The following is a 23,840-nucleotide window of genomic DNA, read 5'->3' on the forward strand; positions in this document are numbered from 1 at the left end:
TGCTCACCCTTTTTATTTTCTCGCTCTCGCAAATATTTTAATCGGCGTTCCTTCAAAACCAAATGCATCTCGAATGCGGTTTTCTAGGAAACGCTCATAAGAAAAGTGCATAAGCTCCGGATCGTTGACAAACACAACGAAGGAAGGAGGCTTAATGGCCACCTGTGTTGCATAGTAAATCTTTAAGCGCTGTCCGTTATGGGTCGGCGTTGGATTCATCGCCACCGCATCCATGATGATATCATTTAAAATATTGGTTTGAACGCGCATTGCATGGTTTTCGCTTGCTGTGATAATGGACGGCATTAATGTATGAATTCTCTTTTTCGTAAGAGCAGACATAAACAAGACAGGTGCATAATCAAGGAATTGAAAATGCTCGCGGATGTTTTGCTCAAATTCCTTCATCGTACGCTCATCTTTTTCAACAGCATCCCATTTGTTCACAATGATGACAACAGCTTTACCAGCTTCGTGTGCATAGCCAGCAATTCGTTTATCCTGCTCAATAATGCCTTCCTCGCCGTCAAGGACAACAGCGACAACATCAGAGCGGTCAATGGCTTTTAATGCACGAAGTACACTGTATTTCTCTGTTGTTTCATATACTTTTCCTTTTTTTCTCATACCTGCTGTATCAACAATGACAAAGTCACGCTGATTGTACGTAAACATCGTATCGACAGCATCTCTTGTTGTACCAGCGATGTTGCTGACAATGACGCGGTCTTCTCCGAGCATCGCATTCACTAAAGAAGATTTCCCCACATTCGGACGGCCAATTAAGCAGAACTGGACAACTTCTTCATCATATTGCGTATCCGGTAAATTCTTGAAATGTTCGGCCACTGCATCCAGCAGATCACCAAGACCTAATCCGTGTGTTCCAGAAATCGGAAACGGCTCGCCAAATCCGAGTGCATAAAAGTCATACACGTCGCTTCTCATTTCAGGGTTGTCCAGTTTATTGACAGCAAGTACAACTGGCTTTTTCGTGCGATATAAAATTTTTGCGACTTCTTCATCCGCAGATGTCACACCATCTCGGCCATTCACCATAAAGATAATGACATCCGCTTCGTCCATTGCAATTTCTGCCTGATGGCGAATTTGCGCCAAGAATGGCTCATCTCCAATATCAATTCCACCAGTATCTATTAAATTAAAGTCATAATTTAACCATTCAGCAGAGCTATAGATTCGATCTCTTGTTACACCAGGTGTGTCTTCTACAATCGATATTCTTTCGCCTGCGATTCGATTAAAAATTGTAGATTTTCCAACGTTGGGCCTTCCAACAATGGCTACGACAGGTTTACCCATAGTACCCTTCCTTTCAATCCAGCCGCGATTCAATATGTTCATCATCATGTTTCAACCGGGATTTATAATTTTCATTCATTTTTATGAAATAAACCCTTCAAACATGAAGGGTTCAACTTATATATTATATCAATTTTTAATCAGACCACAATGAATAACTTAAAAATGTTTGACAATCAAGTAAAGATCTTCTCCAATGCCATGTGCAATTCCATCTAAAATGGCCTCTAAATTCATGGCATACATGTCGAGCTCTTCTTTATTTTCACAGAAAAATACCGCTGTTCCGCCAATGACCCGCTCTTTATTTGTTGTTGCCACAGCCAATATAAATTGTTCAATGGTGTTCGCCATACCCTATTACCTCACTTTCTTTTTAATGAAATCTGTCGGCATTCGAATGGCATTTTCTAAAATAGGCACCTCTTCTAATACACGGACAGCCAAATCTTCACGCTGCCATTGCGGTAAAATGAACACACCAAGTGTACCGGTATTCAGATCACGTTTTGCGAGCGGACAGAGCGATGGCTCACCAGAATCGCGGTACACGCCAAGCACATTCGATAAATCAAATAAAATGGCTTGCCGCTGTCCAAGGTTGGCAATCGTTGTAGCAGAGTTGAAATTTTTCGGTGTCAAAATAAAGCCCATTCCATGCTCTAAAATGAGCTTTTGCTTTTCAGGCAGCCCGATATTCATAATGTATATATCATTCACATAAAGCCCTGCCCCATCAAAGCGAAGTTCCCCTTTTTGAATGCTGACGATATCCTTTAATTGACTGCCTGACATTAATAGCTTTGCCATGAAAAAACAAAGAATACCGACTACTGTTCCAACAACAAGCGAGAAGAAAATACAGGCTGTCGTTGTAATGAGTGCAGTGAGAATGGCAATATAATTTCGACTTTCAAAGGCAATGGCAATGCCTTCAATATATGTACTGCCTCGTGAGACAAGCTCATACGAATCCATTTGGGTTAACGTATTTCTTTCCATATTTCGGACATCTCGAAATTGTGTGGCTGCCAAAGTGAGAAAGGTAATCGCTGTAAATTCCTCCTGAATTAGTGCAGGCATAATGATCGCACCTAATCCTGACGCAATAAAACCAAGTGCAATGTGAATCACTTGTCCATGAATATACGTCGGGTATTGCCGGTAATCCGTTCTTAACATGTAAAGTCTGGCCGCCATCCCAAAGATGACACCAATAATCACAGGAAACGTATAGTCTGTCATGTTGATTTTGCAGCCCCTTTTACTGATTTTCTTGATGAACGGGCGTTCAAGAGCTTTTCAAGCTGATCGACACCTAATAAGAAGACCGCTCCTTGTACAACGAAGGAAAGAAAAGAGAGATCCCCAATGACAATTGATGATGTGAGGCGGTGAATCGTCAGCGCATAAAGGGCTTCGCCGAGACATACTGACATCATCCATAGGGTGATTCTTTCCGTTAACGGCTGTCCATATGTCATACACATTAAGATCAGCAGGGCAAATACGGCCCAATCCACCTTTATTATCGTGAACCAAACAGGGTCATATAATGCAAATATCATAAAAAAGGCATACGCGCTCACCATTGAGCCCAATTGCATGATTCTCATCATTCGGTAACTCGGCCGGAAGATGACGAAAGCGGCACATGCATATAAAAAAGTCATTAAGAATCCCGCATTGATGCTTATATCTAAAACGGATACCATGACATGACTGAATATAATATGGACAAGTACGCAGAAGCCCAGCACGGTGCGCCACAAACTTTTTTCCATGATAAATGTCACCATAATCCAAACGAACCATATAGACCAAAAATAGTACAAAGCCTCCAACGCCTCATCACCTCAATTACATTATGGGAAAATCTCCAATTTTTAAACATGCGGATCGTTACCGGCTTTGTATGAAATAAACAAGAGGTGACACCCTAATAACCTGAGGAGGGATACATGATGGGAAAAGATAGACAGGAAAAGCGTTTAAAGGCGTCAAGAAGAGTGGAATCTGACCGCGATCAATCCATTCATCATAAGGGTGCAACAGCATTAGAAGGTCCAGAAAGCGCTCGAAAAAGAAATCAATAAAAAAAGGCATGTGATCATCACATGCCTTAGATTTGTTGACAAAGGGCTAAAATGATGTTTATTTTAGCCCTTTGTCTTCTTTTCAGCGTGATAGAAAACCTTTGCAGCCCTAGGAAGGACGAGTACCGGAGCGGAGCGAATTGTACATTCGTGAGCACCGGCACGCAGGACTGACACCGAATGCGAGGGTTTGTCTACGCGCTGAGGCATGTGATATCACATGCCTCTCTTACTATAGTACGTAGTGTCAACGCCTCTTTCTTTGAGCCAATGACTTGTTTCCCCTGAGATCACAACTTGTGCCTGTCTCAGTTCTTCAATCGTCTTCACGCCAAGCACTGTCATCATCAACTTGATATCTTCTTGAAGTTCCATGATATCTGCGATGAGACCGCTTTCTCCTCCACTGGTCAATGATTTTAAGAAAAATCCAGCTAGACCAGCAGCAGATGCGCCAAGAGCCATTGATTTGGTTACATCAAGAGCATCTTGAATACCTCCGGAGGCTAAAATCGTCTGATTCTGAAAGGCTGTATGTACTTCAGCAAGACTCGCTGCAGTTGGAATTCCCCATTGATCAAAATAACGAAGTGCTTTTTGGCGGCGGAGATTTTCAATCTTAGAAAAGTTCGTACCACCAAATCCGCCTACATCAACGGCTGCAACCCCAGCATGAAATAACTTTCCTGCCGTCTCCTTGCTCATGCCAAATCCGACTTCTTTTACGACAACAGGCACACCAACAGATTCAACGATAGCTGCAATCCGCTCAAGCGCCCCCCTGAAATCGCGATCGCCTTCAGGCATGACAATCTCTTGGATGACATTCAGATGAATTTGGAGCATATTTGCCTCGAGCATGTTAACTGCTTCTTGAGCTTGCTTCATTGTTGCTTCACTGCCTAAATTCGCAAATACTATCCCATCCGGATTGACTTTACGAACGACTTCATATGTTCGTCTTTCTTCTTTATCTTTCAGTGCAGCCATTTGAGATCCAACTGCTACTGGGATATTGGTCTCCTTCGCTGCGATCGATAAAGAGCGGTTGATCTCATAGGTGGATTCTCCGCCTCCGCCAGTCATTGCATTGATAAAAATTGGCGAACCGAAAGTCAGTCCGCCAATTGTCGTATGTGTATCAATTTGTGATGTGGCAAGATCTGGTAAACTGGCGTGAACGAAGGAAACATCTTCTAAACCTGTTGCTGCATGCTGGCCAGTGGACAACGCATGCTCAATATGCTGCTTCTTTCTTTCTGCTCGCGTCAATTTTGATCACCAAATTATTTTAGTTTATTGAGTTTATCACCGATCAGGTCACCAAGCTGGAATCCGCTTGTGTTTTCTTCTTTCGCCTGATATTGACGATAATCCTCTTCGATTTGTTTTTCAGGATTTTCTTCTAAATCACGGATGCTTAGTGAAATGCGCTCTTCGTCTTCATTCACATCAAGCACTTTCACTTTCACAGTCTGCCCTTCTTCAAGGACTTCTTGCGGCGTGCCGATATGTTTATGAGAGATTTGGGAAATATGCACAAGCCCTTCTACACCTGGCAGAATTTCAACAAATGCACCAAAGCTTACAAGACGCTGAACAGTTCCTTCAAGCACATCACCTTGTTTTACCTTTTCACCAATTTGGCTCCAAGGTCCTGGTAATGTTTCTTTAATAGATAGTGAGATACGTTCGTTATCACGATCAACAGCAAGTACTTTCACCTTGACTTCCTGTCCTTCTTCTACTACGTCAGATGGCTTTTCAACATGCGCATGGGATAGTTGAGAAATGTGAACTAATCCATCAATGCCGCCAATGTCAACAAATGCACCAAAATCAGTAAGCCGCTGCACTTTACCATCAATCACACTGCCTACTTCAAGCTTTTGCAGGAAGTCCTGCTTTTTGTCTAATTGCTCTTGCTCAACGACTGCACGGTGCGAGAGAATCACGCGATTTTTTTCGCGGTCAAGTTCTACCACGACAAGTGAGAGTGTTTTCCCTTTGTAATCTGTGAAGTCTTCTACATAGTGTGCTTCTACAAGAGATGCAGGAATAAATCCGCGCACACCAATGTCAACAACAAGACCACCTTTTACAACGTCTTTTACTTCAGCTTCAAATACTTCTTTTGTTTCAAACTTTTTCTCTAGGTCTTCCCAAGCGCGGTCTGCATCAACAGCACGTTTCGATAAAATCAAAGCATCGTCTTCGACCTTTGTTACTTTAAGCTCTAACTCGTCGCCATCTTTCACGACATCTGATGCTTTTTCAACGTGAAGACTTGATAATTCACTGATTGGGATGATACCAGGTTGTTTCACATTGACGATATCTACATTGACATGCTTGTCCTCAACTTTAGAAACAATCCCTTTCACTACATCTCCAACCTCTGGTACCTGAACATCGATTTGATTCATTTCCTCTGTCATTTCGATAACCTCCTTGGTCCAAACCTACACAGCTTAGTTAAAACGACTTGGCGAATATGTGTCTTAAGCATGATGATTGCCAGCCGAATATGTATTATAGAAACATTCAAATCAATATAATTGCTTGAATGATCAATAAAAAAATAGTATTAGTATAAACTTCTAATAAAAGACCTTGTTTGTCAAGAGTTAAACCTCTAACTTATAAAAGTTTTCTAAAATTTCTTACTGTTTCTCCACGCGGTCTGCTGCTTCTAAAATTTTCCCTGCCACCTCTTGAATAGAAAGTGAAGTGGTGTCAATTTCAATGGCGTCATCCGCTTTCTTCAAAGGCGAGACTTCACGTTCAGAATCAAGCTTATCGCGTCTTGCAATCTCTTCGATCAGCTGATCGTAATTGACATCGTAGCCTTTTTTCTGATTCTCATCAAAGCGGCGCTTTGCTCTTTCTTCTACTGATGCAAGCAAGAAAATTTTCACTTCAGCATCTGGAAGTACGTGAGTGCCTATGTCTCTTCCGTCCATAACGACGCCGCCTCGTTTGCCAAGCTCTTGCTGCCTGCGGACCATTTCTTCCCGAACAGCTCTGTGCTTTGCAACAACCGATACTTGGTTGCTTACGCGGTCTGTGCGAATATCCTCTGTGACATCCGTATTGTTTAGATGGACTTTTTGACCCTCGTCTGTTGTTACTAGTTCAATGACCGTTTTTTTCAGTAATGAATCAAGTGCCTGTTCGTCTTCAAGGTCTACTCCTTGATTGAGTGCCGCAAGTGTAATCGCGCGGTACATAGCACCTGTATCAATATAAATATATGATTTTTTGGCTGCGACAATTTTTGCCACAGTGCTTTTGCCTGCTGCTGCAGGACCGTCAATTGCAATAGATAATTTCTTTTTCATAATACCTCTCCTTGATTGAATCTCCCTTATGAATTGTAACACGATCACCGCTCAAACGGGGGAATTTTCTATCAATCCTTCTGCTTAAACGTCTCAATCCATTCTTCAATGCTCATATTATTCACACCCTCATACTGCACGACTTTTGACAAAAAAAGTTCTCCTTTCGTCAAATGAAGTGTGATCTGAACAGTTAGCAATAAAACAAGCTGAATGAGCACCACTTTCAATAACCATCTTTCCATTGTCTTCATACAAAAAGCCTCCACGCTAGATTCTTTCCTCTCTAGTATGGAAGCTTTTTACACCCTTTATTCTTATGCTTTTTTCACGCGTGTTAAAAGCTGCTGCTGAAAGCAGTATTTCATGATGTGCTGCTGGTGGTCATTTGTGATCTCTGAAAACTCCATGATCGCTCTTGTTTTGCCAGACTGTTCATCTTGATATACTCGATTCATCTCTGCAACCGCTTTTATTTTCACGGGCTCTTTAAGGGGAAGTTCAAACTCTGTGACGACTTCTCCATACTCTTTCAATGACACGCCCTCAGGTACAGCAATCGCCACGCCGCCAGCACTCATATTCACAATAAACGTCTCAAAGGCCTCTTCATCCGTTTGCATGATAGTGGCTTTGACCATCGTATCCACTCTCAAATATTCTCTTCGCTGAAGCCGAATCATTTCTTCTTTTGGCGGAATGGAAATAACAATCATCGGAATATCTTCTTTTCTTTTTCCGATGACTTCGCTTGTACATTTGTATGGAATTTGGTTTTCGTCAAAAAAGAAGACGGTGATTTCTGTTTGCTGGTTTAAGTAGATGGTGCGTCCCGTTTCTTTATCAGCTGGATAATTAATGCAAATATCATCGTTATTATTTTCCAAAACCTTCGATTTTGCTGTTTTCACTTCTTTGTTCTCATTGACATATTCAATTGTGATTGCATCCCCTATTTGTAACATTCCTCATCACTCTTTTCATCTGTGAAATCGTATCCTCTCCTATATTAAACCATGTCTAAAACAAAAGGAAAAGACATATTAGCCTTTTCCTCGCTTCCTTTTCTATAGGTCTTTATATATAGGTTCTGCGTTTTTTAGTTTGTCTACTCGTTCTTCTTTTCCAGTATCTGCATTAATGAACATGCGGTACGTATCGTTTTTTATCGTTCCGAGGAACTCATAGCAGAGAACTTCCTCTGACATATCATTTTGCACAATCGCTAAATGAGTATCTTCGATCTTTACATGCTGATTTAATGTTTTCTTCGCTTCTTTTTGCGAGATTTTAGGTGTTTTAATGTCTCGTGTTTTATGATTCGTTAAGTAATCCTTCGCTGAAAACCCAACAACCTCACCATCGTCTAATGCAACTTTCATACGTATACTATCTGGATAAAGCAGAACATTTTTTTGAAGAGGAACATAGGTAAATACACCGATATTATCAAATTGTGCACTTTCATCTAAATGAAACGATTCTGTGTCAAACCCTTGCTTCTTTAGAAAGCTGAGTGCTTTTTTTGATGCATCATTTAAACTGATTTTCTGTTTTTTCACGTCACGATTTTGAAGAAGGTAGACTGGGTGTCCTCCTTTTTCAGTTAAGTCTAAGTAAAAGTTTGCATGGCTGTCTGGATCAGACATCGATAAGCTGTACACGTCGCGATTGGTTTTGCTGCCGCTTTTTCTCACTTTAAAATGTTGATTATGGTCGGGTGTGAATTGCTGTGCAATACGGATCGCTTCTTTTTTTGAAATCTTATCGCCTTTTAAATGATCGTAGCCTTGTGTTTCTTTTTCTGTGGACACATTTGCAGGCCCAAGATCGACATCTGCAAATGCATCTGCATTTCTCTCGACTGTTTTCAGCCCGTCAATGATGGTGTTGTCGTTCTTTCGATCGCCGTCAGCGAGCGCCATTTCAACATCCATCCATTTTAAGTTTTTATTAAGTACGAGGTGCTGCACTTGTCTAAGTTCGTTTTGGATATCTGACGCTTGTTTATATAGAGCTGTAATGGTTTTGTGTGTATCTTTATTTAATGGTTCATCTGATAAAGATTTAACTGATGATTTGTAGCTAAAATCTCCGACATTCGCCAGGAATTCTTCCGTTTTATTAAAAGGCATCAATGTAAGCGGGAGCTGGCTGACATTGTTATGCGCTTCTGATGACATTCTCCATACATCTGCAAGTGCTGGTGAGATGGATGTTTGGCTGTTCATCGCAAGAGTTGCGCCCAGTTTGTCATGCAGCTGATCCACTTGATACGTTAAATCATGGAAGGCTCTTTGGTAGTTGTTCTCAGCATGAAGCAGTACGGCGTCTTTTTCTTGATGTTCTTTATAGCCCCAGTAACCTGTTGAGATGACAGCAATTCCTAAAATAGCAATCAATATTCCTCTGATCATTTATTTACACCTCTTTTTATTCGCAGAATATATGTTTCCCGATTCGTTTAATTTGTGGTCTTCCCCAAATCCATGGACTTGTTGCTGTATCAGGATTAAAGTAATAGATGGCGCTCTCAGATGGATCCCATCCATTGATTGCATCAAATACAGCTTTTTTTGCCGTTTCATCTGGTGTCATATAAAATTGCCCATCTGCTACAGCGGTAAACGCAAGCGGTTCAAAAATGACTCCTGCGATCGTATTTGGAAAGGTCGGATTGTTCAAACGGTTTAAGATAACGGCCGCGATGGCTACCTGTCCTTCGTACGGCTCACCTCTTGCTTCACTGTACACAGCTTGCGACAAGAGCTGAATATCATTACTAGAAAAACCACCAGGCATGTTGGCTGCTGTTTGTTTTGGTGTTTGATTTCCCTGCTGGCTGCCTGACTGATTGCTAGACTTCCCCGATGATCCACTTTGACTTTTTTGATTTTCGTTTGTACCTTGGGCTGTCTTTTTTTGCGAGCTTCTTTGCGCAGGATCCTTTGTTTGCTGATCAAGAGGTTTCCCGCCATAATGGGTAAACTGGTTCCCTTGCTGCAGCTGCTTTTGAACAAACTCTTTGTAGTATTTCGTCTTTTGAACTAATAAGCTTTTTGTTTTTTCACCTACAAGTCCATCGACCTTCTTCATGCCAAATTGGCTTTGAAAGTTGCGAACGGCCCAGTACGTCCCCCAGCCATAGACGCCATCGATTTTGCCATTGTAAAACCCATTGTATTGGAGCCGCGCTTGCAGCTCGACTACATCTTCTCCTGTTGCGCCGCGCTGGATGACTTGGCCGGTGAAGGCTTCACTTTTACTGGCTGTCAAAAGTGAAGACGCAAGAAGAACGATTGAGAAGATAATAACAATTTGTTTCATGAAACGAGCTTTATCCATATTTGATCCTCCTGTACTTTTGATGTTTGAATATATGTTTCTTCCGATCCCTATTTTTATACATTCAACACAGGAGAGAATTGGATGGAAAAGACAAAAAAACGCCCTATAAACAAATAGGACGTTTTCCAAAATTAAATTTGCACCATTTTTACCGCACGGGCTTTTTTTGCTTTCCTTAAACCAAACCACCATAAAAAAATCATGAACGGCACCATGATATATCCCCAGTTTTTCATCCCTAATAGAATGAAATCATACAGGCCGTGAAAGAGCACAGGGAGCGTTAAAGAAAGGATCAGCCATTTGCGCTGCTCTTTTTTATCAGAGAAGCGGGCTTTTCCGATATAAAATCCCATCACAACACCAAATAATGCGTGACTTGATACAGGTAATAAAGCACGGGTAAACGCATATTCGACCCCGTGACCGACTAAGTAAAGGATATTTTCAAGTGTTGCAAAACCAAGGGAGACACTCGTTCCATACACAATTCCGTCATAGTGTTCGTCAAACTGGGCATGTGCATAAACGCTGACCATTAAAATAAACCATTTTAATGATTCCTCTAAAAAGCCCGACGTCACAAATGAAATCAAGATTGGGTTTGTTGTGATGTTTTCCTCTTGAAGGACATATTGAATAAACATGGTTGGAAACACAAGTATGACACCTAGCATAAAAGATCTGATGACCATGTGAACCGGCTCATTATCGTACTGATCTTTCAAATAAAAATAACTTAAAAGTGCGATGCCGGGAGCTAAACCTGCTGAGATGATTGCGATCATAACCAGACCTCTTTCCCTACATTATCCTTCATTATCGTACCATGATTTACCCTTTTTTTATATGACTCGGGCCCATTTTTCTAAAAATATCTTTCTATATAATCCCAATTTATATAAAAAAGAACCGAACCCCTTTGAAGGATTCAGTTCATTTTTTATCCGTTGATTCTTTTGTTGATTTCTTCTGCAATGAGTCCGCCATGAAATCTTCCATTTTCAATGAAAATTTCATTGGCATTATTTCCAGCAGCAATGACTCCCGCAATGAAAATACCTTCAACATTCGTTTCCATCGTCTGTTCATCAAATGCTGGACGGCCTGAGTCTGGATCAATCGTGACACCCATTTTTTCTAAGAAAGAATGATCTGGATGATAACCAGTCATGGCAAATACATAATCACTTTTCACTCGATCCGTTTGATTTTGCTGGTTTGTAAAGATCACATCTTCTTCTGTGATTTCTTTCACCTGCGCACCAAACTCCATTCGAATTGTTCCATTACGGACAAGCGCTTCAAACTCTGGTAAAATCCAAGGCTTGATGCTGGATGAATATTCAGTTCCTCTATACAGGACAGTAACTCTGCTTCCGCATTTCACAAGTTCTAGCGCAGCATCCACACTGGAGTTTTTCCCGCCGATCACCGTCACATCTTTATCAAAATATGGATGTCCTTCTTTAAAATAGTGATATACGTGAGGAAGATCTTCTCCTTTGACGTTCATATAGTTTGGATGATCATAATAGCCAGTCGCAATGACGACGTAATCACATGAATAGTTGTCTTTTGATGTATTCACCGTAAAACGGCCATCTTGTTTCGTCACAGCATTTACTTTTTCAAAAGCATGCACACGCAGTTTTTTTCGTCTAACGACCTCTCGGTAATAAGAAAGTGCCTGAATACGAACGGGCTTACGGTTTTCAGTAATAAAAGCGACATCACCGATTTCAAGCTTTTCACTTGTACTAAAAAAGGTTTGATGTGTTGGGTAATGATAAATACTGTTCACGACATTCCCCTTTTCAATCACAAGTGCATCAATCCCAATTTGCTTGAATGCGATGGCAGCTGATAACCCGCATGGGCCTCCTCCTATTATGATCACTTTTTCTTGTTTCATTTGTTCCACTCCTGTCATTTCACTGCAATAACAATTGCTGGGCTGTTTGATTCTTTGTTCCATTCCATAAAAAAATCTCCTATTTAAGGATAGGAGATTTTAAGGCGCGATGCAAATCAGCCGCTTAAATCCAGCCTCTGAATCGAGAAGCTTCAGCCATTTTACGTACACCGACCATATATGCAGCAAGACGCATATCAATTCGGCGGTTTTGCGCCATTTCATAAATATTATTAAATGATTTCACCATCATATCTTCTAAACGAGTTTCAACTTCTTCTTCTGTCCAGTAGAACCCTTGGTTATTCTGCACCCATTCAAAGTAAGAAACAGTTACCCCACCCGCACTCGCAAGCACGTCTGGAACAAGCAGTACACCGCGATCTGAAAGAATTTTGGTTCCTTCCAGTGTCGTTGGGCCATTTGCTGCTTCTACGACAATTTTGGCTTTAATGTCTGCCGCATTATCTTCTGTGATTTGGTTTTCAATGGCTGCAGGTACTAAGATATCACAATCCAGCTCAAGCAGCTCTTGGTTTGTAATTGTATCGTTAAATAGTTTAGTGACGGTTCCAAAGCTGTCACGTCGGTCAAGCAAGTAGTCGATGTCTAGACCATCTTCATCGTATAATCCGCCGTATGCATCTGAAATCCCTACGATTTTTGCCCCAGCATCATACATGAATTTAGCTAAGTAGCTTCCTGCATTTCCGAATCCCTGTACGACAACACGAGCCCCGTTAATGTCAATTCCTTTTTTCTTCGCCGCTTCTTTGATGCAGATCGTCACACCTTTTGCTGTTGCAGTATCACGTCCGTGTGATCCCCCAAGAACAATTGGTTTTCCTGTAATAAATCCTGGCGAGTTAAACTCATCAATTCTAGAATACTCATCCATCATCCATGCCATAATTTGAGAGTTCGTAAACACATCTGGCGCTGGAACATCTTTGGTTGGTCCAACAATTTGACTGATGGCGCGAACATAGCCGCGGCTTAGTTTTTCAAGCTCTCTAAATGACATTTCTCTTGGATCACAGATAATACCGCCTTTTCCTCCGCCATAAGGAAGATCCACAATTCCACATTTTAAACTCATCCAAATTGAAAGCGCTTTTACTTCTTTTTCCGTAACGTTCGGGTGGAAACGAATTCCGCCTTTTGTTGGACCGACAGCATCATTGTGCTGTGCGCGGTAACCAGTGAAAATTTTCACCGATCCATCATCCATACGTACTGGAATTTTGACCGTTAATAGACGAATTGGCTCCTTCAGCAATTCATACACTTCCTGCGGATACCCTAATTTGTCTAGCGCTTTATGTATGACGGTTTGAGTTGACTTTAAAACATCTAGCTTATCTTCTGCATTATGAGCGGCGTTTTGATCGGCTGCCATTAAAATAAACCCCCTAGAAATCTTTCATGATCTACTGCTCCCTTTCAAGCAATAGTATACACCTTCGTACTGGTAAAGCAAAGGTAAAAAGCGTTTTTTATCAAAATAAAATATCAGCGTTTATAAATATAAAAAAGGATATAAAAAAATACTGTTGTTTCATCACAACAGTATTAAATATAATAGATAAAAGTGATTAAAAATACATTTGAATCGTTTTCACAGCATCTTCTTGCATGATCACTTTTCCATATTCTTTTAGCCGGTGGATGGTGAGTGTCGTAGGTGAGCCAAACTCTGCTAAAATCGAAATGACTGTATCAGCAGATAATTCTCCAACATCATCCAAGCTGAGGTAATATTGACCTTCATAATGGTAAACTGTACCCCCTAAAAGTCCAATACGACTTAAACTATGGGACAGTTGAATCACATCTTCAAACGAGGCAAATTGATAGAGCACATGCTTACTCTCGTCGAGCTTGACTTGCATCTCAATGTAATCTTCATCAAACTCATCATCAGCATCTTCCTGCTGACTCTTTGTGACAATGACGACCATCCCCTGCGCCTGAAGAGAAAATACTTCAACAGCAATCGGTCCATTCGCTTCAAAACCGAGCTCCTGATTCGCTTCGTTCATCATGTCTTTAAACAGCTGATGGACTTTGAACGAATCTTTCCAAAGGTCTTCTTTCGTAAGACCTCGGTCTGTCAGGTCATCTAGTGTGAGAAAAATTTTGATTTTATTATAATTCAGACGCTCCAGTCGCATAACGTTCCCTCCTGCCTCTTCTAAACACACATCATACTGTAGTATATGAGATGATGAGTCATAGGTTCTTAATTTTGTATTCAGTTTACACTGTGTCAAGACGGAAGACAAGCATGAAGCTATGCTTACGGTGACTTTTATGGAAAATATTGAGGGTGCCGCAAGTTAACGCGTTTTTAGAGGCATTAAATAGATCAGATGGGTTTCTGGCTCTGCTCCGAGACGCATGGGAATTTTTGTTGTCCCGTAGCCATTACTAATGAGAAAGAACGCACCTTTGACCTGGCCAGTTCTTCCTTTTTCATACGGTCCAAATTTCCCAATCCGAATCTGCCCCCCATGCGTATGACCGCTCAGGACAAGGTCGATACCCTCTTCTTCACTCATCAAATGATGCACATCTGGATTGTGTGATAAGAGAATATTGACATCATCTTTCACAAACTCAGGCCGTATCGCTTCATAATCTGCTTTTTCAAGCCGAATATCATCAATTCCTCCGATTTTGATTCGCTGGCCTTCGAAATTCCATACTGCCGTTTCATTTTGCAAAGTCGTGACATCGTATGCATGAAGAATTTCTTTAAACCTTTGCTGGTGCAGCTCATGATCATTATTTCCCCAAACAAAATAAACCGGCGCAATTCTTGATAAACGTTTCACATTTTCTTCAATCCTTGCATAGGGTACACCTTTTTCTGCTAAATCTCCGCCAATCATAATCACATCTGGCTCATCCTGTCTGATTTCTGCTAATAAAGTGTCACTGATGAGACGTCTGTGTGTATCAGAAATAAAGAAAATGACTGCGGGCCTGTCTGATTGAAGTGCTTCTATTGTAAAATAATGCTTTTTGATGTTGTTTTGTTTTGCCGTTTTCACCATTTTTGCCGTTACACACACACCTGTTGTAACAGCCGCAATGGCGGCAGTAAATCCGATGGCATATTTCATCACAAATGGCTCCCTTACGTATCTTTCTTTCATAAGACGCTTGAAAGAAAAAAGACGTTTCAACTGTTAAACGTCTTTTTTCTCATTTATTTACTTTCATAATAGAGATTAATGTCATATTGCTTCTGCATATAGTGAAAAACCGTCTCGCGCTCTTTCCACTGATTTGACTGCGGCCATAAATCTGTGCTTTTTTGTATAATTTCACATCTAAGCCGATGATATTCATCCTCAGCCTTTTCTTCTTTTTTCTTATAGTAATAAGATGCGTAAAAAGCAAAGACCTCAGCCATGATCCAAAACAGAAATACTTCATGACCAAGCAGAGTTGCAATCATGGCTTCCGGCTGAAGCGAGCCGCCTCCCGCATTTGCCGTGATCACAAAATAAAACAAAAGAATGGCCAGCGATAGAAGGGCTGTCCATTGCCATCTTTTGCACTGCTTGGCAAAACCCTCATATTTATGCTTTCTTTTGATCAATGTTTCCATCATCTTCTGTGTCGGCTGATCCATATATCGGCTAATTGTGTGCAATGTCATCACATACACCCTGTCCCTTTTTTCTACATATGTATGTGCGTGCTTCTTCATTCATGTCAAGTGATTAGTTTTCTAGTGGAATATTCAGCACTTGACCACTGTATACGCTGTTACCTTTTAAATGATTATAGGCTCTAATTTTCTCTTCACCCGAACGGTTTTTGTAATACTTCATTGAAATTCGATAAAGATTTTCCTCTGAACCAACAGTGTGCTGCACGACACGGACTGGCTTTTCTTCCTGCTTCTTTTTCTCTTCGGCTTCTTTTCTTTTTTTCTCTTCCTGCTGCTTTTGCAAGGCTAGCTGCTGCTGTTCACGCTTTTTGGCAGCTTCAGCTCTCTCGCGTTCTTTTTCTTTCGCTGCTTGTTCACGCTCTTCTTTCTCTTTAGCCGCTTTTTCTTTTTTCTTCTGTTCAGCTTTTTCTTTCAATCGCTGTTTTTCTTCCTCTTTCTTTTGCTTCTCATCATCAGACGCATCCGCTTTATCAATGCTTGAGTCATTTTTTGTTTCGGCAAGTGCTGACGGGACTGGGTCTGTGTCAGCACTTGATGTAGAATCAATATTATATACATCTTGATTATTATTATGGTTGATTTCCTTTGATGTGTAGTAGATCAAAAGGAAGAACACTGTGACGACGATAATAGGAAAGATAATAGCCAGTGTTGTAAACAATGGATTACGCACCTTTTTCGTGCGCTGCTTTTTATATTCATGGAAATCTTCTCGTGTAGGAAAGTGAGAGTCATCTGAAGGCTGAACTTCTTCTTCAAAAATTTCCTCTACATCATCATGGATGTTTGTCAGCTGCTCCTTCTTTCTCTTCATTCTCGACATTTCTTCCATGTTCATCCCTCCCCCTATATTTCAAACGAATTTGACAAGCAAAGACTAAGTCAATGACAAAATGGGTCATGACAGGAACAAATAAATTCCCCGTCCACTCGTATAAAAGTCCTAAAAAAATACTAATTGAAACCACAAGGATAAACAAGAGTATTTTTGATAAGTAGCGAAAGTGAAGGAGCGCAAACACAATACTGGCAATCTCCAATCCAAATTGCTGCTGGACGATCCCTCGGAATAGAATTTCCTCTGAAAAGGCAATGAGCAGTGTTAACCAAACAATATGCGGGATGCTGCGGTTTTTGAACATTTTTTCATTTAATCCGCCATCATCATACATATGAGCAGGAAACACCTTCATGACAATCGCATCCACAATGATCACAACCGCAGCGCCGCCAATACCATAAGTCAGTATCCGCGCATCTTGGATCTCCCAAAGGGATGTGAAATCTGTCCAATGATCGAACATAAATATACCTAGTAAAAAGGATATGACCAGCATCAGCAGCTGCGTGAAATACAGCTGTTCTACGACTTGTCGATCAGTTAATTTTTCAATGATCCGGCGATGTTGTTCAATCAATGCTGCGCCTCTTTTGTCAGATGAAACATACGATCCAGCACGGTCTTCCAGTGTGTCATTTCATTCAGCTCCAATGGTTGATCTTTTTTTTCATAATCAGACAGGTCAAGTCCGCAAGAAGAGCAGCAGCTGCCAGAGGATGCGCTCTCTGATTGATCAAGCTGTTCGTAAAAGTATGATAACAGAGATTGTCTAAAGCAGCTACGATCTGTGATCCGCTCCTTAAATTGCCACACTTTTCTCAGTTTTTCAGTTTGTCTGTCCTGCAATTTCTCTTTCAGTTTCATCAGGAGCACACGCGGCTCGTCAGACTGATACATCCTGTAATAATGGATCAGCATTCTTGCACGTGTCTCCTGAAGCCCTGACTCCATCAATTGTTCACGTAATTTCTTTTCATCATTTGTCTGTATTTGTGTGAGCCTGGCTAAGAAGAAATCAATTTCTGGATCATCAAAGCCCTCTGCTTGTATTAAATGCTGTTGAATGTCCGCATCCTCTTCTGTATACAAAAGAATGCTGACACTCTTTTTCCCGTCCCGTCCTGCTCTTCCAATTTCCTGCATAAATGCTTCAATTGACTGCGGCGGGCTCATATGAATAACAAATCGTATATCTGCTTTATCAATTCCCATTCCAAAAGCACTTGTACAACAAATGAGATCAAGCTGTCCGCTGATAAATTGCTGCTGAATAAGCATACGGTCTCCTGCATCCATCCCGCCATGGTAATACTCTACACGCTGATGGGTTTTTTGTTTCATAATGAGCGCCATATCTTCTGTCATTTGCCGGGTTGGACAATAAATCAGGCCGGGGCCTTGCAAGTATTCAACAAGCTCAATGGCCCGTTTTTCTTTTGCTTCTTTCGTTTCGTGCGCTTCTTTGACTAATGCGATGTTTGGCCGGTTGACAGAATGGATATGAAAGTCTGGATGCTGCAATCTTAACGTTTGTACGGTATCTTTAAGTGTTTGTTTCGTTGCAGTTGCCGTCAGTGCTAAGGCAACAGGATGACCTAACGCTTCTCTCCATTCTCCCAGCTTGGAATATTCCGGACGGAAATCATGCCCCCACTCGGATATACAATGGGCTTCATCGACGACGAACAGACCAATATGCATCGATTTGAGCTGTTCTAGCAGCACCTCAGACATTAATGCCTCAGGGGCGACGAATAAAAATTTATATGATGGCAAATGCCGAATGATATGCCGTCTCTCCTGAAAAGACAATGTGCTGTTCAGTGCCGCCACTCGTTTTTCTCCGCGCATTTTCATTCGTTCGACTTGATCCTCCATAAGCGATAACAGCGGCGAAATAATGAGAACTAATCCATCTGTCATATAGCCGGGAACTTGATAGCAGATGGATTTCCCGCCGCCAGTAGGCAGCATGGCCACCGTATCCTTTTGATTCAGTACACTTTGAATAATATCTTCTTGACCCGTTTTAAAAGAATCGTAACCAAAATATCGCATGAGCGTCTGATGAAGCTTATCCATTTGCTTTCACCATCCTTGTCAGAGCCAATCGTATTTGAAAATAAGTAAATGGATGTTCGAGTTTTTCTTTAATCAGCTTCATCTTATTTGTTTGAAGCTCTCTGGCTACTGCATGAATGGCCTGCTGCTCTTCTTCGCTCACATACGGCTCTATTGAGAAGCTCGGTTCATGTATGGAAAGCTCGACAATATGGTCTTCGATCGTTGCCTTTTTTAAAGAACGAATGTGAGCAATCTGATCAATATCAAAGCCTTTTTGCACAAGCTCGAGCGTTTTGTGAGTAGAGGTTGTCAGCACACGTTTGAATTCAAGGCCACCTAAGAGCTTTTGCATGAGCTGCGCCTCACCTTTTTGGGTAGCATGAATAAAATAATGGAGGACATTCCAAAAAAGCAGGTACACATACCACACATCTTCTTTTAGCCACTCTGCCATTTGCTGATACGTACGCCCAATTCTTTCATTTGAGGTCAATGAATAAACAAAAATCAGCGCCTCTTGATCACTTATACGGCTAAGGAGCTTGTCTAGTTCATGATGCAGCTCTTCCGAAAGCTTATTCTTCTCGTGATGCTGTTTTAAGAAGGATTTCGTCCAGCTTTGTACAGATACATCTCTTTGTATTGGGACATATTGATGCGATCCAGCCAGATGGTGAGACAGCACTTGTACAAGTAACGAGAGCCTCATCCATAGCACCTTTCCTTTATCATGATATTTCGCACCATGAAAATAAGCGGGCATCGGTTTTTCTGAGAAATACTGGTTTAGCATATGCTGTCCTGCATCTGTAACAGTGAATGTCTCCCCTGTTTTTTTGATGTAGTGCTTTTCGACAAGCTTTATAGTAGAGTGATTCAGCTGATCCCTCGTAAACCCCGGGTAACAGCCGAAATACTTTGAAAGCTGAAACAAACTGGCATCCTGTATGGTTTGTGATGATTTTTTTCCTTTAAAGAGATGGTAGACAGCACTTATGGAGCGTTCGCCGTTCAATTTATATACGCTGTCCATTAACATGACATCCAAATAATGAAGAGTCATTCGCCAAAGCACCTGTCTTCCTGACAAAATTCGAATATTTTCTCCCTTTATTTTAACAGATTTCATAAAAGAAGAAATGTTTAAACTCAATTTGTGGGGGAAAGTTATGAACAAACCCTTATGTGATAAGCATTCTCAATCACTTTACAGTTGAAATGTGAAATTAAAATCATTACAATAAGATTTGAGGAAATTGTTTTTTATCGGTGAAACTAAAAAGGTTAGACCATTTGTTCCATCGAACAATCTGGGAGGTATTTTTTTAACATGGCAAAATATACAATTGTAGACAAAGACACATGTATTGCTTGCGGCGCATGCGGTGCAGCTGCTCCAGACATTTATGATTATGATGATGAAGGCATTGCATTTGTTACGCTTGATGACAATCAAGGGACTGTAGAAGTTCCAGAAGTACTTGAAGAAGATATGCTTGATGCATTTGAAGGATGTCCAACGGATTCAATAAAAGTTGCGGACGAATCTTTCGATGGTGACCCGCTTAAGCATGAATAGTATAAAAGCCCCTTATGCAGGGGCTTTTTTATATTAACTATTTTGAAGTCGGCGTTTATTTTCAAACCATGGACGCATTTTCACAAAAATGAGGCTGAATACGATGGTAAGGATGATTCCTTTAATAAAGTTAAATGGTAAGATCCCTGCTGTAATGGTCGTCTTGAGCGCATGATCAGATAGTTCTGGCGCGTTTAAGAACCATGTGTAAGCTGGCAGGAATAAGAAGTAATTTAAAATACTCATCATCACAGTCATAAGCAATGTACCTGCGATCATAGACCATGCCATCCCTTTTGCTGATTTGATTTTTTTGAACATAAAGGCGACTGGCAAGATAAATAATGTGCCTGCAATGAAGTTCGCGACTTGCCCAACAGGAACGCCGGACATACTGCCTTGAATGAGGTAATGCAGTACATTTTTTAATGCCTCAACAGCAATCCCTGCACCCGGTCCATAAATTAAAATGGCAATAATCGCCGGGATATCACTGAAATCAATTTTCAAATACGCTGGAAGACCTGGGAAAGGAAAATCCAATAAAATTAACACAAACGAAATACTGCTGAGCATACTGGTAACAACTAAACGCTTTACTTTACTTTGATTCAATATTCTCTCTCCTTTTCGATCAAATCTTTCGAAAAGAGGATTGTTCCATTTTAGCCACAAAAAAACCGCCCTTGAAAACAGGAGCGGGGAAATTGGGCTAGACAAATAAACGTGTGAACATCAATGTTTTCAACGTTTATGAACCTCCATCTTCTCCCATCCAGACTATACTGTCGGCTTCGGAATCACACCGAATCCTGCCAAAAAGGCTCGCGGGCTTAGAGACTATGCTCATCACCGCCGGTAGGGAATTACACCCTGCCCCGAAGATTGATCATTATTTAATTCGACATCATTATATATGATATATGAGCATTTGTACAGATAAAAATCCTGAGCAAATTCATCAGTTTTAAGAAATCGTAAAAAACACAAAAATTCTAATGACAAATGCGGAAAAATTGGTTATCTTTTGTTTAAAGGTGTTCATTCTTTATAAAGACACAAAGAAATGTTCGTGTTTTCTTTTTCACTTTACTGCTTTAATTTGATTGACACAGTGAAAAGGAATATGGTAAATTATCAGATATTTATGACGTTTATTTTAGGAGGAAATCTTACGATGTTTCGAGTATTAGTCTCAGATAAGATGAGCAATGATGGTCTTCTACCACTTTTAGAATCAGATTTTGTTGAAATTGTCCAAAAAAATGTAGCAGAAGCAGAAGATGAATTACACACGTTTGATGCCTTACTTGTCAGAAGTGCCACAAAAGTAACGAAAGAGCTTTATGAAAAAATGAGTTCATTAAAAATTGTCGGCCGTGCCGGTGTGGGAGTAGACAATATTGACATTGATGAAGCGACCAAGCATGGCGTCATTGTGATCAATGCACCAAACGGTAATACGATCTCGACAGCTGAGCATACGTTCGCCATGATTTCATCACTTATGCGTCATATTCCGCAAGCCAATATTTCTGTCAAATCAAAAGAATGGAACAGAGGTGCATATGTTGGTGCTGAGCTTTACGGAAAATCTCTTGGGATTGTCGGCTTAGGCAGAATCGGAAGTGAAATCGCCCAGCGTGCAAGAGCATTTGGCATGACAGTTAACGTGTTTGACCCATTTCTTACAAAGGAACGTGCAGAAAAAATTGGCGTCAATGCGAAATCACTTGATGAAGTACTCGAAGTATCAGATATCATTACTGTACATACGCCATTAACAAAAGAAACAAGAGGACTTCTCAATAAAGAAACGATTGCAAAAACGAAAAAAGGTGTTCGTCTAGTAAACTGTGCGCGCGGCGGCATTATTGACGAAGCTGACCTTCTTGAGGCACTTGAAAGCGGTCATGTCGCAGGAGCTGCACTCGATGTATTCGAGGTAGAACCTCCAACTGATAATCCGCTTGTGGATCATCCACACGTCATTGCAACTCCGCATCTTGGTGCCTCTACAAAAGAAGCACAATTAAATGTAGCAGCGCAAGTATCTGAAGAAGTTCTTCAATTTGCAAAAGGCCTTCCTGTCATGTCATCTATTAATCTACCAGCGATGACAAAAGACGAGTTCAAAAAGATTCAGCCTTATCATCAATTTGCAGGAAAACTTGGACGTCTTGTCTCTCAATCCATGAGAGAACCTGTAAAAGAAGTAGGCATTTCTTATGAAGGCTCTATTTCAAAACTCGAAACATCCTTTATTACAAAGAGTCTCCTGTCAGGCTTTTTAAAAGAGCGTGTTGATTCGACTGTGAATGAAGTAAATGCTGGAATGGTCGCAAAAGAACGAGGCATTAGCTTTAGTGAAAAAATTTCTTCCAGCGAATCTGGTTACGAAAACAGTATTTCTATTGAAGTCAAAGGTGATCTTTCAACCTTTACTCTAAAAGCAACTTACATCCCGCATCTAGGGGAACGCGTGGTTTCTATTAATGGCTTTAATATTGATTTTTACCCAGATGGACACCTAGTCTATATCCAGCATACAGATGCACCTGGTGTGATTGGAAAGGTTGGACAGATTTTAGGCGACCATGATGTCAACATTGCAACAATGCAGGTGGGACGTAAAGAAAAAGGCGGCGAAGCCATTATGATGCTTTCTTTCGACAAGCATCTAGAGGACGAAATTGTGAAAAAATTAACTGAAGTGCAGGATATTCTTTCTGTCCGCCTGATTGATCTATAAAAAACAGTGATAAACCTCATGCTTTGCATGAGGTTTTAGATTGTCGACAAAGAGCTAAAATGATTTTCATTTTAGCTCTTTGTTTTCTTTTATTCAGCGTGATAGAAAACTCTTGCAGTCTAGGAAGGGCGAGCACCGGAACGGAGCGAATTTGACATTCGTGAGTACCGGCGCGCAGACCTGACAACGAATGCGAGAGTTTGTCTACACGCTGACCTCATGCAAAAGCATGAGGTTTATTTTGTTGAAACCATTAAACGGTCTCCTGTTCGAATGAGATGAGTCGTCAGCTCATTGATCTTTTTCAATTGTTCCACAGTCATTTCATGCGCCTTTGCTATCGACCAAAGGGTATCCCCTTGTTTAATGACATATGTATTTTTTTCATGTCCATTTACATGAAGAGCCGGCTCTTGGAAACGCTCCACAGCAATCATTTTGAGCGGATCTATTGCATCCTCTTTGCTGACTGACCAATTTCCACGATGTACTTCAAAATGCAAATGTGTGCCTCTAGAGGCTCCTGTGTTGCCAATGATGCCAATCGGCTGTCCCGCTTGTACATGGTCACCCTTTTTCACAAAACGCTCGTGTAAATGAGCGTAGACAGTTTCGTATCCGTTTGGATGCTGAATAAATACAACTTCTCCATATGTAGCCGATACATACGAACGCGTGACCACACCTTCACTTGCAGCAAAAATGGATTCTCCTTCTGGCGCAGCTATATCTAATCCCTTATGCGAGCCGCCCCTTGTCCCAAACAAGTCAGTGACTTCTCCTTTCACTGGTTCCACCCATTCGGTTGTTTTCTGCGCATGGGCAAATGGCGCTAAGATCAAGAGCAAAAAACAGCTGGCACCTATGAAGCAATACCTTTTCATCAGTGACTCCCC

At 41.0% G+C, this 23,840-nt stretch carries 26 protein-coding genes and 1 riboswitch; of the genes, 3 read left to right on the plus strand and 23 right to left on the minus strand.

Annotation, left to right across the window (positions count from 1 at the left end):
- Window positions 1-12 precede the first annotated feature (12 nt).
- From der to M1D81_RS10800, 4 genes are all read right to left on the minus strand, one after another.
- Window positions 13-1,323: a ribosome biogenesis GTPase Der gene (gene der, locus M1D81_RS10785; RefSeq protein WP_041085918.1), complete on the minus strand. Its 1,311-nt coding sequence runs from the start codon at window positions 1,321-1,323 to the stop codon at window positions 13-15.
- 159 nt (window positions 1,324-1,482) lie between these two features.
- Window positions 1,483-1,677, minus strand: a complete 195-nt coding sequence (locus M1D81_RS10790; protein WP_008344527.1) for a capping complex subunit for YIEGIA — start codon at window positions 1,675-1,677, stop codon at window positions 1,483-1,485.
- Window positions 1,678-1,683: 6 nt separating this feature from the next.
- The gene (locus M1D81_RS10795; RefSeq protein WP_024422816.1) at window positions 1,684-2,568 is read right to left on the minus strand and encodes a YIEGIA family protein; all 885 of its coding nucleotides are present in this window, start codon (window positions 2,566-2,568) and stop codon (window positions 1,684-1,686) included.
- A complete protein-coding gene (locus M1D81_RS10800; protein ID WP_456270875.1) occupies window positions 2,565-3,167 on the minus strand; it encodes a YphA family membrane protein in 603 nt (200 codons plus the stop codon). The genes M1D81_RS10795 and M1D81_RS10800 overlap by 4 nt, the downstream gene beginning before the upstream one ends.
- Before the next feature lie 120 nt (window positions 3,168-3,287).
- Between M1D81_RS10800 and M1D81_RS10805 the strand changes: the two genes are divergently transcribed.
- Window positions 3,288-3,419: a YpzI family protein gene (locus M1D81_RS10805; protein ID WP_073206119.1), complete on the plus strand. Its 132-nt coding sequence runs from the start codon at window positions 3,288-3,290 to the stop codon at window positions 3,417-3,419.
- Window positions 3,420-3,635: 216 nt separating this feature from the next.
- Here M1D81_RS10805 and fni read toward each other — a convergent pair whose 3' ends face one another.
- The 17 genes from fni to M1D81_RS10890 all read right to left on the minus strand — a co-directional run bounded on the left by fni (window position 3,636) and on the right by M1D81_RS10890 (window position 19,676).
- Window positions 3,636-4,691 carry a type 2 isopentenyl-diphosphate Delta-isomerase gene (gene fni, locus M1D81_RS10810; RefSeq protein ID WP_456266915.1) on the minus strand — a complete coding sequence of 352 codons (1,056 nt, stop codon included), beginning with the start codon at window positions 4,689-4,691 and terminating at the stop codon, window positions 3,636-3,638.
- Window positions 4,692-4,705: 14 nt separating this feature from the next.
- Window positions 4,706-5,857, minus strand: a complete 1,152-nt coding sequence (gene rpsA, locus M1D81_RS10815) for a 30S ribosomal protein S1 (RefSeq protein ID WP_024422818.1) — start codon at window positions 5,855-5,857, stop codon at window positions 4,706-4,708.
- Window positions 5,858-6,082: 225 nt separating this feature from the next.
- Window positions 6,083-6,760, minus strand: a complete 678-nt coding sequence (cmk, locus tag M1D81_RS10820; RefSeq protein ID WP_456266914.1) for a (d)CMP kinase — start codon at window positions 6,758-6,760, stop codon at window positions 6,083-6,085.
- Between the two features lie 71 nt (window positions 6,761-6,831).
- Window positions 6,832-7,014 (minus strand): DUF5359 family protein, encoded by a 183-nt coding sequence (locus M1D81_RS10825; protein WP_024422820.1) that lies wholly within the window; start codon window positions 7,012-7,014, stop codon window positions 6,832-6,834.
- A gap of 63 nt (window positions 7,015-7,077) precedes the next feature.
- Window positions 7,078-7,725 carry a flagellar brake protein gene (locus M1D81_RS10830; RefSeq protein ID WP_456266913.1) on the minus strand — a complete coding sequence of 216 codons (648 nt, stop codon included), beginning with the start codon at window positions 7,723-7,725 and terminating at the stop codon, window positions 7,078-7,080.
- A gap of 102 nt (window positions 7,726-7,827) precedes the next feature.
- Window positions 7,828-9,177, minus strand: coding sequence for a germination protein YpeB (ypeB, locus tag M1D81_RS10835; RefSeq protein ID WP_456266912.1), 1,350 nt, complete (start codon window positions 9,175-9,177; stop codon window positions 7,828-7,830).
- Window positions 9,178-9,193: 16 nt separating this feature from the next.
- Window positions 9,194-10,105, minus strand: a complete 912-nt coding sequence (gene sleB, locus M1D81_RS10840) for a spore cortex-lytic enzyme (RefSeq protein WP_456266911.1) — start codon at window positions 10,103-10,105, stop codon at window positions 9,194-9,196.
- Between the two features lie 134 nt (window positions 10,106-10,239).
- A complete protein-coding gene (prsW, locus tag M1D81_RS10845) occupies window positions 10,240-10,896 on the minus strand; it encodes a glutamic-type intramembrane protease PrsW (RefSeq protein WP_456266910.1) in 657 nt (218 codons plus the stop codon).
- Between the two features lie 155 nt (window positions 10,897-11,051).
- On the minus strand, window positions 11,052-12,023 hold the full coding sequence (locus tag M1D81_RS10850; RefSeq protein WP_456267131.1) for a YpdA family putative bacillithiol disulfide reductase: 972 nt from the start codon (window positions 12,021-12,023) through the stop codon (window positions 11,052-11,054).
- Window positions 12,024-12,147: 124 nt separating this feature from the next.
- Window positions 12,148-13,422, minus strand: a complete 1,275-nt coding sequence (locus M1D81_RS10855; protein WP_456266909.1) for a Glu/Leu/Phe/Val family dehydrogenase — start codon at window positions 13,420-13,422, stop codon at window positions 12,148-12,150.
- A gap of 196 nt (window positions 13,423-13,618) precedes the next feature.
- A complete protein-coding gene (locus M1D81_RS10860; RefSeq protein ID WP_024428080.1) occupies window positions 13,619-14,197 on the minus strand; it encodes a genetic competence negative regulator in 579 nt (192 codons plus the stop codon).
- Window positions 14,198-14,362: 165 nt separating this feature from the next.
- The gene (locus M1D81_RS10865; RefSeq protein WP_456266908.1) at window positions 14,363-15,151 is read right to left on the minus strand and encodes a metallophosphoesterase; all 789 of its coding nucleotides are present in this window, start codon (window positions 15,149-15,151) and stop codon (window positions 14,363-14,365) included.
- 86 nt (window positions 15,152-15,237) lie between these two features.
- On the minus strand, window positions 15,238-15,693 hold the full coding sequence (locus tag M1D81_RS10870) for a DUF2663 family protein (protein WP_087975853.1): 456 nt from the start codon (window positions 15,691-15,693) through the stop codon (window positions 15,238-15,240).
- A 64-nt stretch (window positions 15,694-15,757) separates the two neighbouring features.
- Window positions 15,758-16,540 carry a LysM peptidoglycan-binding domain-containing protein gene (locus M1D81_RS10875; protein ID WP_456266907.1) on the minus strand — a complete coding sequence of 261 codons (783 nt, stop codon included), beginning with the start codon at window positions 16,538-16,540 and terminating at the stop codon, window positions 15,758-15,760.
- Window positions 16,485-17,126: a CPBP family intramembrane glutamic endopeptidase gene (locus tag M1D81_RS10880; RefSeq protein ID WP_024422830.1), complete on the minus strand. Its 642-nt coding sequence runs from the start codon at window positions 17,124-17,126 to the stop codon at window positions 16,485-16,487. The genes M1D81_RS10875 and M1D81_RS10880 overlap by 56 nt, the downstream gene beginning before the upstream one ends.
- Window positions 17,123-18,631, minus strand: a complete 1,509-nt coding sequence (locus M1D81_RS10885) for a RecQ family ATP-dependent DNA helicase (RefSeq protein ID WP_456266906.1) — start codon at window positions 18,629-18,631, stop codon at window positions 17,123-17,125. The genes M1D81_RS10880 and M1D81_RS10885 overlap by 4 nt, the downstream gene beginning before the upstream one ends.
- Window positions 18,624-19,676 carry a helix-turn-helix domain-containing protein gene (locus tag M1D81_RS10890; RefSeq protein WP_456266905.1) on the minus strand — a complete coding sequence of 351 codons (1,053 nt, stop codon included), beginning with the start codon at window positions 19,674-19,676 and terminating at the stop codon, window positions 18,624-18,626. The genes M1D81_RS10885 and M1D81_RS10890 overlap by 8 nt, the downstream gene beginning before the upstream one ends.
- 267 nt (window positions 19,677-19,943) lie before the next feature.
- Between M1D81_RS10890 and M1D81_RS10895 the strand changes: the two genes are divergently transcribed.
- Window positions 19,944-20,192 (plus strand): ferredoxin, encoded by a 249-nt coding sequence (locus M1D81_RS10895; protein WP_008361239.1) that lies wholly within the window; start codon window positions 19,944-19,946, stop codon window positions 20,190-20,192.
- A 33-nt stretch (window positions 20,193-20,225) separates the two neighbouring features.
- Here M1D81_RS10895 and M1D81_RS10900 read toward each other — a convergent pair whose 3' ends face one another.
- On the minus strand, window positions 20,226-20,807 hold the full coding sequence (locus tag M1D81_RS10900; RefSeq protein WP_081258390.1) for an ECF transporter S component: 582 nt from the start codon (window positions 20,805-20,807) through the stop codon (window positions 20,226-20,228).
- 144 nt (window positions 20,808-20,951) lie between these two features.
- Window positions 20,952-21,082: riboswitch (FMN riboswitch) on the minus strand.
- 287 nt (window positions 21,083-21,369) lie between these two features.
- On the opposite strand from M1D81_RS10900, the gene serA reads away from it, so the two are divergent.
- Window positions 21,370-22,944: a phosphoglycerate dehydrogenase gene (gene serA / locus M1D81_RS10905; RefSeq protein WP_041109657.1), complete on the plus strand. Its 1,575-nt coding sequence runs from the start codon at window positions 21,370-21,372 to the stop codon at window positions 22,942-22,944.
- 236 nt (window positions 22,945-23,180) lie between these two features.
- Here serA and M1D81_RS10910 read toward each other — a convergent pair whose 3' ends face one another.
- Window positions 23,181-23,828: a M23 family metallopeptidase gene (locus tag M1D81_RS10910; protein ID WP_024422835.1), complete on the minus strand. Its 648-nt coding sequence runs from the start codon at window positions 23,826-23,828 to the stop codon at window positions 23,181-23,183.
- Between the last annotated feature and the right edge of the window lie 12 nt (window positions 23,829-23,840).

The organism is Bacillus sp. JZ105 (assembly GCF_053903125.1).

Bases quoted from the DNA above. Each gene is read 5' to 3' on its own strand.
- der (WP_041085918.1), bottom strand. From the start codon at position 1,323: ATGGGTAAACCTGTCGTAGCCATTGTTGGAAGGCCCAACGTTGGAAAA.
- M1D81_RS10790 (WP_008344527.1), bottom strand. From the start codon at position 1,677: ATGGCGAACACCATTGAACAATTTATATTGGCTGTGGCAACAACAAAT.
- M1D81_RS10795 (WP_024422816.1), bottom strand. From the start codon at position 2,568: ATGACAGACTATACGTTTCCTGTGATTATTGGTGTCATCTTTGGGATG.
- M1D81_RS10805 (WP_073206119.1), top strand. From the start codon at position 3,288: ATGGGAAAAGATAGACAGGAAAAGCGTTTAAAGGCGTCAAGAAGAGTG.
- rpsA (WP_024422818.1), bottom strand. From the start codon at position 5,857: ATGACAGAGGAAATGAATCAAATCGATGTTCAGGTACCAGAGGTTGGA.
- cmk (WP_456266914.1), bottom strand. From the start codon at position 6,760: ATGAAAAAGAAATTATCTATTGCAATTGACGGTCCTGCAGCAGCAGGC.
- M1D81_RS10825 (WP_024422820.1), bottom strand. From the start codon at position 7,014: ATGAAGACAATGGAAAGATGGTTATTGAAAGTGGTGCTCATTCAGCTT.
- M1D81_RS10830 (WP_456266913.1), bottom strand. From the start codon at position 7,725: ATGTTACAAATAGGGGATGCAATCACAATTGAATATGTCAATGAGAAC.
- ypeB (WP_456266912.1), bottom strand. From the start codon at position 9,177: ATGATCAGAGGAATATTGATTGCTATTTTAGGAATTGCTGTCATCTCA.
- sleB (WP_456266911.1), bottom strand. From the start codon at position 10,105: ATGGATAAAGCTCGTTTCATGAAACAAATTGTTATTATCTTCTCAATC.
- prsW (WP_456266910.1), bottom strand. From the start codon at position 10,896: ATGATCGCAATCATCTCAGCAGGTTTAGCTCCCGGCATCGCACTTTTA.
- M1D81_RS10850 (WP_456267131.1), bottom strand. From the start codon at position 12,023: ATGAAACAAGAAAAAGTGATCATAATAGGAGGAGGCCCATGCGGGTTA.
- M1D81_RS10855 (WP_456266909.1), bottom strand. From the start codon at position 13,422: ATGGCAGCCGATCAAAACGCCGCTCATAATGCAGAAGATAAGCTAGAT.
- M1D81_RS10860 (WP_024428080.1), bottom strand. From the start codon at position 14,197: ATGCGACTGGAGCGTCTGAATTATAATAAAATCAAAATTTTTCTCACA.
- M1D81_RS10865 (WP_456266908.1), bottom strand. From the start codon at position 15,151: ATGAAATATGCCATCGGATTTACTGCCGCCATTGCGGCTGTTACAACA.
- M1D81_RS10870 (WP_087975853.1), bottom strand. From the start codon at position 15,693: ATGACATTGCACACAATTAGCCGATATATGGATCAGCCGACACAGAAG.
- M1D81_RS10875 (WP_456266907.1), bottom strand. From the start codon at position 16,540: ATGGAAGAAATGTCGAGAATGAAGAGAAAGAAGGAGCAGCTGACAAAC.
- M1D81_RS10885 (WP_456266906.1), bottom strand. From the start codon at position 18,631: ATGGATAAGCTTCATCAGACGCTCATGCGATATTTTGGTTACGATTCT.
- M1D81_RS10890 (WP_456266905.1), bottom strand. From the start codon at position 19,676: ATGACTCTTCATTATTTGGATGTCATGTTAATGGACAGCGTATATAAA.
- M1D81_RS10895 (WP_008361239.1), top strand. From the start codon at position 19,944: ATGGCAAAATATACAATTGTAGACAAAGACACATGTATTGCTTGCGGC.
- serA (WP_041109657.1), top strand. From the start codon at position 21,370: ATGTTTCGAGTATTAGTCTCAGATAAGATGAGCAATGATGGTCTTCTA.
- M1D81_RS10910 (WP_024422835.1), bottom strand. From the start codon at position 23,828: ATGAAAAGGTATTGCTTCATAGGTGCCAGCTGTTTTTTGCTCTTGATC.